This window comes from Pseudarthrobacter kochi, from assembly GCF_055412805.1.
In genome coordinates this window covers 1-10,343 of the sequence record NZ_JBVAYV010000068.1, presented here as the reverse complement: position 1 = coordinate 10,343, position 10,343 = coordinate 1, and the positions used below count along the sequence as shown (strand labels likewise).

Sequence of the window (10,343 nt, the reverse complement as noted above, 5' to 3'; positions counted from 1 at the left end):
TCGTCGAAAGAAACTGACACCGCGGACGGCTTATGGGAAACTTGCATCTACGAGATGCCTCTCTTTTCGGTGGTCAATGGGTTCTAGACAAGCTCCATTTTCCTTGAAAAGACGGGCATTCTCGGTTTAAACCGCCGTCGGCGCCCCGACCATCATCGGTGGATCAAGGCTTAGGCCCCGACCGCACCGGGCCGCAAGGTCCCGATGAGCTGATCGATCACGCCGGAGTCCTCAATAGTCGAGGGCACCACGTAGTCCTCGCCGTCGGCAATCTGGCGCATGGTCTTGCGCAGGATCTTCCCGGAGCGGGTCTTGGGCAGGGCCTCCACCACGGTGACGTGCTTGAAGTCCGCGACGGCGCCGATGTCGCGCCGGACCAGGGCGATCAGGTCCTTGACCAGGATCTCCTCGGGCACATCGACCCCGGACTTCAGCACCACGTAGCCGCTGGGACGCTGGCCCTTCAACGGGTCCGCGAGTCCAATCACGGCGCACTCGGCCACGGCCGGGTGCTGGCCGATCACCTGTTCCATGGCGCCGGTGGAGAGCCGGTGGCCGGCGACGTTGATGATGTCGTCGGTGCGGCCCATAACGAAGAGGTAGCCGTCCTCGTCCCGGTAGCCGGAGTCGCCGGTGGCGTAGTAGCCCTCGAACGCCTGCAGGTAGGAGGAGATGTAGCGCTCGTCGTCGCCCCAGAGCGTTGTCAGCGTGCCCGGCGGCAGCGGCAGCGCCAGGACGATGTTGCCTTCGGTCCCGGCCTCGACGTCGTCACCTGATCCGTCGACGATGTTCAGCTTGAAGCCGGGCATCGGCACACTGGGCGAGCCCGCCTTGATCGGCAGCCCGTCCAGCCCCCGCGGGTTGGCGCAAATGGCCCAGCCGGTTTCGGTCTGCCACCAGTGGTCCACCACCGGGACGCCCAGGACCCGGGAGGCCCAATGAAAGGTGTCCGTGTCCAGCCGTTCACCGGCGGCAAACAGGGTGCGCAGGCTGGAAATGTCGTACTGCCCGAGCAGTGCTGCCTCGGGGTCGGCCTTCCGGATGGCCCGCAGGGCGGTGGGCGCGGTGAACAGCACGTTAACCTTGTGGTCCTGGATGACCCGCCAGAACGCGCCGGCGTCGGGCGTCCCCACGGGCTTGCCTTCGTAGATGACGGTCGTGGCGCCGGCCAGCAGCGGGCCGTAGACGATGTAGGAGTGCCCCACCACCCAGCCGACGTCGGACGCCGTCCACATCACGTCGCCGGGGCCGATGTCGTAGATGTTCTCAAGGGTCCAGCTGAGGGCCACGGCATGGCCGCCGTTGTCCCGCACGACGCCCTTGGGCGCGCCGGTGGTTCCCGAGGTGTAGAGAATGTACAGCGGGTCAGTGGCCTTGACGTCAACCGGGGCAGCCGGCGCGGCGGTGGCCATCTCGGCCTCCCAGTCCAGCCAGCCGGCGTGGTCGGCCACCGAGGAGGCGAAGCCTTCCCGGCCCTTGACCAGGACCGGGGTGTCGGGCGTGCCGGCCAGGGCGAGGGCTTCCTTGACAGCGGGGAGGTACTCGATCCGGCGCGAGGGCTCGATGCCGCCGGAGGCCGTGACCACCGCGGCAGGGGCGGCATCGCGGATGCGCGCGGCGAGTTCCTTGGGGGCGAAGCCGCCAAAGACGACCGAGTGGACGGCGCCGAGCCGGGCCGTGGCGAGCATGGCGATGGCTGCCTCGGGGATCATCGGCATGTAGATGACGACGCGGTCGCCCTTGCCAACGCCCTGGCGGCGCAGGACCCCGGCGAACCGGGCCACGAGGTCCGTCAGTTCGGCGTAGGTGAAGCGCTGCTGCGTGCCGAGCATGGCGGAGTCGTAGATCAGGGCATCCTGACCGCCCCTCCCCTCCTCCACGTGCCGGTCCAGCGCGTTGTAGGACGTGTTGAGCACGCCGTCGGGGAACCAGTCGTACAGCGGGGCCCTGCTGGAATCGAGGGCATGCTGCGGCGGGGTAGTCCACGAGATCTTCCCGGCAGCCTCCAGCCAAAATGCTTCGGGCGTATCCAGGCTGCGTGTGTAGCTGTCCCGGTAGTTCTTGGTAACCATGAAAATGAGTCCCGTCCACGACAATGTGATGGAGCTCATGGTAGCCCCGCCGGGGCGTCCGGCACAAGGCTTGTGTATACAGAGATGCCCAGTCGAACGCCAATATTCGGCAAATGCTGGGCAAATGGATCTTGCGTGTATACACTGGACACCGTCAGCCAACGAAGGAGTCAGGATGCGCGCGAGCGACAAGGCCTATGCGGCCCTGCGCGACGACATCATCGAGTGGCGACTCCTCCCGGGGACGGTGCTCGCGGAAGTGGAGCAGTCCGAACGGCTCGGCATCTCCCGCACCCCGCTGCGGGAGGCCCTGAGCCGGCTCACCGCGGAGGGACTGACGACGACGGCGGGCGGCCGCGGCGGCGTCGTCGTCACTGACATCTCGCTGGAGGACATCGACGAACTCTTCGAACTGCGCGAAACCCTTGAGGGCAAGGCCGCCGCGCTGGCCGCCGAACGCGGCGACGCCGCCACCTTCGAACAGCTCCGCAACGAACTGCGCCGGGCTCCGGCGCTGATCAGCGGCGAGGATCCCGCGCGGCACGACTACTACGGCCTGGTCGGACGGCTTGACGCAGCCATCGACGCCGCGATCCACAATTCCTACCTCGCCCAGGCGATGCGCAGCCTGCGCGTCCATCTGGTCCGGGTCCGCCGGCTGGCCGCGGACGACGCCGAACGGCTCACCGCCGCCGCCGCCGAGCACGCCGCAATCGCCGAGGCGATCGCCGCCGGCAACCCCCGGCTGGCCGAGGCCGCCACGACGCTCCACCTGCACCGCAGTCTTTCCCATGTCAAAGCCACCCACGTACCTCACTAACTAAGGAGCATCATGGTCAAGGAACACCACGTCCGCGTTTACAAGAGCGAGGAAAACCTGCCCCGCGAGGACCAGCTCGCCTTCAAGATTGCCAAGGTGGCCGCGGACCCCGTTGCCGTCTCCGACGAGGTCACCGACATGGTGATCAACCGGGTCATCGACAACGCCTCGGTGGCGATTGCCTCGCTGAACCGCGCGCCGATCATCGCGGCCCGCGCCCAGGCGCTGACCCACGGCCCCACCACGGGCGGCAAGGGCTCCAAGGTCTTCGGCATCGAAGAGCGTGTGGCCCCCGAATGGGCGGCCTGGGCCAACGGCGTCGCCGTCCGTGAACTGGACTACCACGACACGTTCCTCGCCGCGGAATACTCCCACCCGGGCGATAACATCCCGCCGATCCTCGCCGTCGCCCAGCACGTGGGCTCCACCGGTCAGGACCTGATCCGCGGCATCGCCACCGGCTATGAGATCCAGGTCAACCTGGTCAAGGCCATCTGCCTGCACAAGCACAAGATCGACCACGTCGCGCACCTCGGCCCGTCCGCCGCCGCCGGCATTGGCACCCTGCTGGGACTCGACGTCGAGACGATCTTCCAGTCCATCGGCCAGGCCCTGCACACCACCACCGCCACCCGGCAGTCCCGCAAGGGTGAGATCTCCACCTGGAAGGCCCACGCCCCGGCGTTCGCCGGCAAGATGGCTGTGGAGTCCGCGGACCGCGCCATGCGCGGCCAGACCTCCCCCGTGCCGATCTACGAAGGCGAAGACGGTGTGATCGCATGGATGCTGGACGGCCCCGACGCCTCCTACACCGTGCCGCTGCCGACGCCCGGCGAAACCAAGCGCGCCATCATGGACACCTACACCAAGGAGCACTCGGCCGAGTACCAGGCCCAGGCGTGGATCGACCTGGCGCGCAAGCTCCACGGCGAGCACCCGGAGGTCACCGACCCGGCCAACGTGGAGTCCGTGCTGATCAAGACGAGCCACCACACGCACTACGTGATCGGCTCCGGCGCCAACGATCCGCAGAAGTACAGCCCCACGGCGAGCCGCGAAACGCTGGACCACTCCATCCCGTACATCTTCACGGTCGCCCTGCAGGACGGCGCCTGGCACCACGTCGATTCCTACGCCCCGGAGCGCGCCGCGCGTCCGGACACCGTGGACCTGTGGCACAAGGTCACCACCGTCGAGGATCCGGAATGGACTCGCCGCTACCACTCCCTCGACATCGCCGAGAAGGCCTTCGGCGGCACCGTCGTCATCACGCTCAAGGACGGCACCGTCATCACTGACGAGATCGCCGTCGCCGACGCCCACCCGCTGGGCGCCCGGCCGTTCGCGCGGGAACAGTACGTCAACAAGTTCCGCACCCTCGCCGCCGGCCTCGTGGCCGAAGAGGAAATCGACCGCTTCCTGGCCGCCGCAGCCCGCCTGCCCGAGCTGGCCGCCGGGGAGCTGGACCAGCTCAACATCAAGGCCGCCGACGGCGTGATCGACCTGGCCGCCGCACCGAAGGGACTCTTCTAATGCTGTATTCGAAGGTCACGCCGGAGCAGAAGCGGATCCGCTTCCGCGAACTCCTGGCGTCCGGCACGATCCAGCAGTTCCCGGGCGCGTTCAACCCGCTCTCTGCCCGGCTGATCGAGGAGAAGGGCTTCGCCGGGGTCTACATCTCCGGCGCCGTCCTGGCCAATGACCTCGGCTTGCCGGACATCGGGCTGACCACCCTCACCGAGGTGGCCACCCGCGCCGGGCAGATCGCCCGGATGACGGACCTGCCCAGCATCGTCGACGCCGACACCGGCTTCGGCGAGCCGATGAACGTCGCCCGCTCGGTCCAGGAACTCGAGAACGCCGGCCTCGCCGGCCTCCACATCGAGGACCAGTTCAACCCGAAGCGCTGCGGCCACCTCGACGGCAAGAACGTCGTGGACCTGGACACCGCCACCAAGCGCATCCGGGCCGCGGCCGATGCCCGGCGGGATCCGAACTTCCTGATCATGGCGCGGACGGATATCCGTGCCACCGATGGCCTCAAGGCCACCCAGGACCGCGCCAAAGCACTCGTCGAGGCCGGGGCTGACGCCATCTTCCCGGAGGCCATGAAGGACCTCAGCGAGTTCCAGGCGATCCGCGACGCCGTCGACGTGCCGATCCTGGCCAACATGACCGAGTTCGGCCAGAGTGCGCTGTTCACGGTGGAACAGCTCGCCGGCGTCGGGGTCAACATGATCATCTACCCGGTGACGCTGCTCCGTAGTGCCATGGGCGCTGCGGAGCGTACGCTGGAATCGATTAAGGCTGACGGTACCCAGGAGGCCCAGGTCGGGAACATGCTGACCCGGGCGCGTTTGTATGACCTCGTCGACTACGAGGCCTACAACAGCTTCGATACCGGGGTCTTCAATTTCCAGATCCCGGGTCAGTAAGCCCCGCATCGGACTTCCGGCTCCGGCCGGCTCAACAGGCGACAGGAACAAAGGAGTTTCAGCATGGCTGAACAAGAGATCAAAAAGGGCCTCGCCGGCGTCGTGGTGGATTACACCGCGGTCTCCAAGGTGAACCCGGACACCAATTCACTGCTCTACCGCGGGTACCCCGTGCAGGAGCTGGCCGCCAAGTGCAACTTCGAGGAAGTCGCCTACCTGCTCTGGAACGGCGAGCTGCCCACGCCGGAGCAACTGGCGGAGTTCACGGCCCGCGAACGCGCCGGCCGGGCGCTGGACCCGGTCGTCAAGCAGGTCATCGATGCGCTGCCGACCACCTCGCACCCGATGGATGTCTGCCGCACGGCAGCTTCAGTCATGGGCGCCCGGCATCCGCTCGCTGAGGATTCCTCCCGCGAGGCCAACATGGCCAAGGCCGCGGACCTGTTCGCTGCGATGCCGGCGGTGGTGTCCTATGACCAGCGCCGCCGTCACGGCCAGGAGCTGGTGGAGCCCCGCGAGGACCTGGACTACTCGGCCAACTTCCTCTGGATGGCCTTCGGCGAGGAGCCGGTCCAGGAAGTCGTCGAGGCCTTCAACGTCTCGATGATCCTGTACGCCGAGCACTCCTTCAACGCCTCGACGTTCACGGCCCGCGTGATCACCTCGACCCTCTCGGACCTGCATTCGGCCGTGACCGGGGCGATCGGCGCGCTCAAGGGCCCGCTGCACGGCGGTGCGAACGAGGCCGTGATGCACACCTTCGACGAGATCGGCATCCGTCCGGAGGAGTCGCTGGACGAGGCCGCCACCCGCGCGAAGGCATGGATGGAGGATGCCCTGGCGCAGAAGAAGAAGGTCATGGGCTTCGGCCACCGGGTCTACAAGCACGGAGACTCCCGGGTGCCCACCATGAAGGCCGCCCTGGACAAGATGATCGCGCACTACGGCCGGCCGGAGCTGCTGGGGCTGTACAACGGTCTGGAGTCGGCGATGGACGAGGCCAAAGCGATCAAGCCGAACCTCGACTACCCGGCCGGACCCACGTACCACCTCATGGGCTTCGACACCCCGACCTTCACTCCCCTGTTCGTCGCCAGCCGCATCACCGGCTGGACCGCGCACATCATGGAGCAGCTGGACTCGAACTCCCTGATCCGCCCCTTGAGCGCCTACAACGGCGTGGAGGAACGGCACCTGGCGTAGCCTGCAGGACACTCCGTACGACGGCGGGCCGGTCACTTTGGAAGGGTGGCCGGCCCGCCTTTTGCTGCTGGGCGCTGATTGGGGAGACGCCCGCTAGCCCGCGCTGATCTTCAGCGAGGTGATCATGCGCTTCGCGTTCACGAATTCGGGGGTCTGCATGTAGGCCCGGGCGGCGTCCATCGAGGGGAACGTCTTGGCACCCTGGCGGTTGGCGACTTCCTCCGTGCCTCCGGCGTTGACCTGGAAGGCGTCGGCGAAGGAGTACATCGGCGTCTCGGCAGGGCCGTTGACGACGTTGTAGAACATGCAGGTGGTGCCGTCCTGCCCGGCCAGGGTGCTGGTCAGTCCGAAGGACGCCGTGACCTGCCCCGTTTCTAGGAGGGCCCGGAAGGCGAACCTCGGCGTGACTGACCCTTTCGAAGGCTGGTACGGAAGATCGACTTCGACCACATCCAGAACCGTGTAGGGAACCGCGCCCTGGCAGGCGCCGCCGAGTCCGCCGTACGGCCCGAGGTGCAGCGACGCAACCACCACACCGGCTTCGTTCGCGACGTCAACATCCACGGCCTCGGCACCGAACGCCCCGGCTGGAGTGGCAACACTCCAGGAGCCAGGGTAGTCGAAGCTGACTTTCGTGTCGGGGCTGGTGTACGTCCGCCAGGCCCCGGAGGAAGGTGGCGGCGTGGCGGTCCCGGACGTTGCGGACGCCGGCGGAGGCACGGATGCCGACGTCGCAACGCTGGGCGACGGCGCCGTCGTCAGCGGGGCGGAAGCTGTCGGCGCCACCACCCCGGCCGTCGAACCGGCCGCGGGGGCAGGGTCCGCGGACCCCATGGTCCCGGCCACGGCAACGCCGCCGGCGACGGCCGCCACGGCGAGGGCAACGACGGCGGCCGCCCAGGGCCAGCGCCGGCGTCTCCCGGCGTCGCTCGCCGGTTCGTCGTCATATGGGTCCCTGCCCGGAATGTCGTGACTGCCTGAGCCCATGCCCTGCCCCCATAAAAGGTCCGTGTGCCGTCTGCCGGTGACCCACCGGAAGTGTGTGGACCGCCGCGGCGCAATGTTCGAGCCTCAGGCTACTCCCCCGGCCGCGGCATTCCCCGCCCCGCGCTGTCGAGTCGCGGAATGTGTCGGCGTGGGCCCGGCTCACCCCGGCTGGGAGGGATACCGGACCGAAGCCACCGTTTCGTTGTCCTCATTCAGGACCACGACGACGTCGATCGTTTCACCTGCCAGCGCGGGAGGCAGCCAGTGCTCCGCATCCTGCCACATGCGCTGCAGCGGCAGCGCTTGGACGTCGAACCATTCGGGCGTGATCTCCGGACTCGCGGCGGGTTCGCCTTCCCACTGCCGGGCAGTGAACAGCCTGCACGACATGTTCCATTCGGTCCGGGCGGGAAAGATGAACTCGACGACGCCGGCGTGCGCCAGATCCTCCTGGCGGACGATGACTCCGGCCTCTTCCCAGACTTCGCGGACCACGGCCTCGGCGTCGCTCTCCCCCACTTCGACGTGGCCGCCGACCCCCACGATCTTGCCCGTGCCGAACCCGGTCCTTTTCAACCCCAGCAGCACCTCGGTGCCGGAGCCCGCTTCGCGGAGCAGGAAACACAGTGTGACAGGAGTGGACGCCATGAAGGCAAGCCTATAGCTGGCGCCGGATGCAGACGCTATCCGGCCGCCGGACCGTCGCCTACAAGCTGCCGCCGCAGCCCGACCGGAATCCCCATTTCCGCGAATTCCTTGTCCATGGCCTGCTGCGGCGTGAGGCCCTGGTTGTTCAACGCCTGGAACTCCCACGTGAACACGCTGGACCACTCCTGCCGGTAGTCAGAGAGGAACCGCCCGTTCTGCAGTTTGGCCATCAGGTACCAGGCGTTGGCGCCGTCGAGCTGAAGCGCCCGGACACCGTCGTCGGAGATGGAATAGGCGAGCCAACCAGCTGCACAACCCAGCACGGTGTAATAGGCCTGCTCGGCGGCCGGAATCGCTTTGATGGCCCGTTCCTGGTCGTTGCGCTGCTGGTCGACGTTGCCCATGGTGCAGTCGACACCGCCGGTGCTCAGGGCTCCGGCGGAGGTCCCCGCTTGAGAGGCGGCGGGCGTGGGCGCATCCGGGGCACTCGGCGCGGGGCTGGCGGGGCCGGCGTCGTGGTTCCGGTCTGGGCCGGCCCGGGCGATGGTTGCAGCATCAGGTTGCCGCCGACAAGGACGGCCCCAACGACAGCCGCGGCTGCCACCAACATGGCGGCCGCCGTCCGCACGCCAAAGCGCCGTGCCGTAGCGCCCCCAGCCCTGCTCACAACCCTCGCGGTCGCGCTCCCTGAGCCGCACCAGCACCTCCGCCACGGCGGCCCGCTCTTCAGTGTTTGACCCGGGGACGTGGCTGCGGGCCTCATCTTTCAGCCGTTCGACAAGTTCCTGGGCGCGGCGTCGTCCCCTGTACTCAGTGCCGATCACGTGCCGGGCGGCCGCCAGCAGCCAGCCGATGCCGGGCGGCTCCGGCAACTGCTTTTCCCAGGCAATTCTGAAGACGTCCGCAGCAAGTTCTTCGGCACGGTGCCGGTCACTGATACGGCAGGCAATGTAGCGGTATACCCGCGCGGAATGCTGAGTGTGCAGGTCAATGAACGCCTGCTCTTTGGCAGCCAACATGGTGCTTCCCCCGGACATCGGATGACTTCTTCCTGAAGACTAAGTGTCGCGTGAAGGGCTCTTTCTTACACTTGTCAGCAAGAAAATTCACCGGTTGCTTCCGGTCGCAAGTCCGACACCAGCAAACTGGAAGGCACCATACTGAGAGGCGTGAACTCCGCAGCAAAGATGGCAGCACCGGTTTCTCCCGGCCTCGTCCCCGAACTTCTGATCACCGACCTCACCACTAGCCTCAACTTCTGGGTCACGCTCTGCGGATTTGAGATTCTCTACGACCGCCCGGCAGAGGGCTTCGCGTATCTTCACTCAGGCACCGCACACGTCATGCTCGAGCAAATCGGCGTCGGTAGAAACTGGATCCCCGGCACTCTTGAGCGTCCGCTCGGCCGCGGGGTGAATTTCCAGATCGCTGTGCCTGCGGTAGAGCCCCTGGCGGAACGCATCATCGCCGCTTCCTGGCCGCTGTTCATGGCCCCCGAAGACAAGTGGTACCAAACAGGCGGGACGATGGTTGGTGTTTCGCAGTTCCTGGTTCAAGACCCCGACGGGTACCTCATTCGGTTCTCCTCACGGCTAGGGCATGTCTCGCCGGTCCGGGCGGAGCAGCCCTGCCCGGACCAAGCCGGAGAACGCTGAAGGAATCCGGCAGTGCGTTCAGACATATTAGAGCAGGACTGCTTCCGGGTAGGGGTCCTCGAGGGGCTCCGTCCAGCCAGGATCGTCCATGGCTGCGGCGGGCCATGGGTGCCCGGCCGTGAACAGGTGCCAGTCCGGGAAGGGGTCCGGGGGCAGTTCGGAATCGGGATCAGGGCCGGGATCCTCGGGTGCGCCTTCGGCAAGGAGTGTCACCATTGCCTGGAGGCGGTCCGGCCAGTGGGGTGGTTCCCAGTCCTGCTGTTCGCTGGCGTAGTGCCTTCCGGCCGGTGACGTCCAGCCGGGCGGTGCGTCTTTGCTGGCCCCGGCCGGTGTCCAGGCCGAGGAGTGTTTCAGGCCGTGGTGTTTGCGGCACGGCTGGCCGAGATTGGAGATCCCGGTGGTGCCACCGTCGGCCCAGGCCAGGAGGTGGTCGGCGTCGTTGTCCAGGGACTGGTTGTTGCAGCCCGGGAACGGGCACTTCCCGTCGCGGAGCCGCAGCCACTGCCGCACTGCCTTCGGCACC

Annotated in this window: 9 protein-coding genes and 1 pseudogene; 5 read left to right on the top strand and 5 right to left on the bottom strand. The window is 67.2% G+C overall.

The genetic code is table 11. The annotated features are described in order from the left end of the window. Nucleotides 1-170: 170 nt before the first annotated feature. Entirely contained in the window at nt 171-2,072 is a 1,902-nt protein-coding gene (locus tag ACZY0Y_RS18820; RefSeq protein ID WP_463959754.1) for an acetate--CoA ligase, read from the bottom strand. A gap of 175 nt (nt 2,073-2,247) precedes the next feature. Here ACZY0Y_RS18820 and ACZY0Y_RS18815 point away from each other — a divergent pair. The 4 genes and pseudogenes from ACZY0Y_RS18815 to ACZY0Y_RS18800 all read left to right on the top strand — a co-directional run. Further along, a pseudogene (locus tag ACZY0Y_RS18815) lies at nt 2,248-2,909 on the top strand (GntR family transcriptional regulator); the annotation flags it as partial. After that, nucleotides 2,905-4,425, top strand: coding sequence for an MmgE/PrpD family protein (locus ACZY0Y_RS18810; RefSeq protein WP_463959753.1), 1,521 nt, complete (start codon nt 2,905-2,907; stop codon nt 4,423-4,425). The pseudogene ACZY0Y_RS18815 and the gene ACZY0Y_RS18810, both read left to right, overlap by 5 nt. Then, the gene (gene prpB / locus ACZY0Y_RS18805; RefSeq protein WP_160666582.1) at nt 4,425-5,327 is read left to right on the top strand and encodes a methylisocitrate lyase; all 903 of its coding nucleotides are present in this window, start codon (nt 4,425-4,427) and stop codon (nt 5,325-5,327) included. The genes ACZY0Y_RS18810 and prpB overlap by 1 nt, the downstream gene beginning before the upstream one ends. 63 nt (nt 5,328-5,390) lie before the next feature. Next, nucleotides 5,391-6,530: a bifunctional 2-methylcitrate synthase/citrate synthase gene (locus tag ACZY0Y_RS18800; RefSeq protein ID WP_463959752.1), complete on the top strand. Its 1,140-nt coding sequence runs from the start codon at nt 5,391-5,393 to the stop codon at nt 6,528-6,530. A 93-nt stretch (nt 6,531-6,623) separates the two neighbouring features. Here ACZY0Y_RS18800 and ACZY0Y_RS18795 read toward each other — a convergent pair whose 3' ends face one another. The 3 genes from ACZY0Y_RS18795 to ACZY0Y_RS18785 all read right to left on the bottom strand — a co-directional run bounded on the left by ACZY0Y_RS18795 (nt 6,624) and on the right by ACZY0Y_RS18785 (nt 9,184). Continuing rightward, nucleotides 6,624-7,517: a hypothetical protein gene (locus tag ACZY0Y_RS18795; protein WP_463959751.1), complete on the bottom strand. Its 894-nt coding sequence runs from the start codon at nt 7,515-7,517 to the stop codon at nt 6,624-6,626. 159 nt (nt 7,518-7,676) lie between these two features. Further along, nucleotides 7,677-8,165 (bottom strand): 8-oxo-dGTP diphosphatase, encoded by a 489-nt coding sequence (locus tag ACZY0Y_RS18790; protein WP_463959750.1) that lies wholly within the window; start codon nt 8,163-8,165, stop codon nt 7,677-7,679. Between the two features lie 35 nt (nt 8,166-8,200). Next, nucleotides 8,201-9,184 carry an RNA polymerase sigma factor gene (locus tag ACZY0Y_RS18785; protein ID WP_463959749.1) on the bottom strand — a complete coding sequence of 328 codons (984 nt, stop codon included), beginning with the start codon at nt 9,182-9,184 and terminating at the stop codon, nt 8,201-8,203. Between the two features lie 150 nt (nt 9,185-9,334). Here ACZY0Y_RS18785 and ACZY0Y_RS18780 point away from each other — a divergent pair, with 150 nt between their 5' ends. Next, complete coding sequence (locus ACZY0Y_RS18780) at nt 9,335-9,820, top strand: bleomycin resistance protein (RefSeq protein ID WP_463959747.1); 486 nt, start codon at nt 9,335-9,337, stop codon at nt 9,818-9,820. A 27-nt stretch (nt 9,821-9,847) separates the two neighbouring features. Here the strand turns inward: ACZY0Y_RS18780 and ACZY0Y_RS18775 are convergent. After that, nucleotides 9,848-10,343: HNH endonuclease signature motif containing protein (locus ACZY0Y_RS18775; RefSeq protein ID WP_463959745.1), on the bottom strand; the 496-nt coding region annotated here is incomplete at its 5' end.

Bases quoted from the DNA above. Each gene is read 5' to 3' on its own strand.
- ACZY0Y_RS18820 (WP_463959754.1), bottom strand. From the start codon at position 2,072: ATGGTTACCAAGAACTACCGGGACAGCTACACACGCAGCCTGGATACG.
- ACZY0Y_RS18810 (WP_463959753.1), top strand. From the start codon at position 2,905: ATGGTCAAGGAACACCACGTCCGCGTTTACAAGAGCGAGGAAAACCTG.
- prpB (WP_160666582.1), top strand. From the start codon at position 4,425: ATGCTGTATTCGAAGGTCACGCCGGAGCAGAAGCGGATCCGCTTCCGC.
- ACZY0Y_RS18800 (WP_463959752.1), top strand. From the start codon at position 5,391: ATGGCTGAACAAGAGATCAAAAAGGGCCTCGCCGGCGTCGTGGTGGAT.
- ACZY0Y_RS18795 (WP_463959751.1), bottom strand. From the start codon at position 7,517: ATGGGCTCAGGCAGTCACGACATTCCGGGCAGGGACCCATATGACGAC.
- ACZY0Y_RS18790 (WP_463959750.1), bottom strand. From the start codon at position 8,165: ATGGCGTCCACTCCTGTCACACTGTGTTTCCTGCTCCGCGAAGCGGGC.
- ACZY0Y_RS18785 (WP_463959749.1), bottom strand. From the start codon at position 9,184: ATGTTGGCTGCCAAAGAGCAGGCGTTCATTGACCTGCACACTCAGCAT.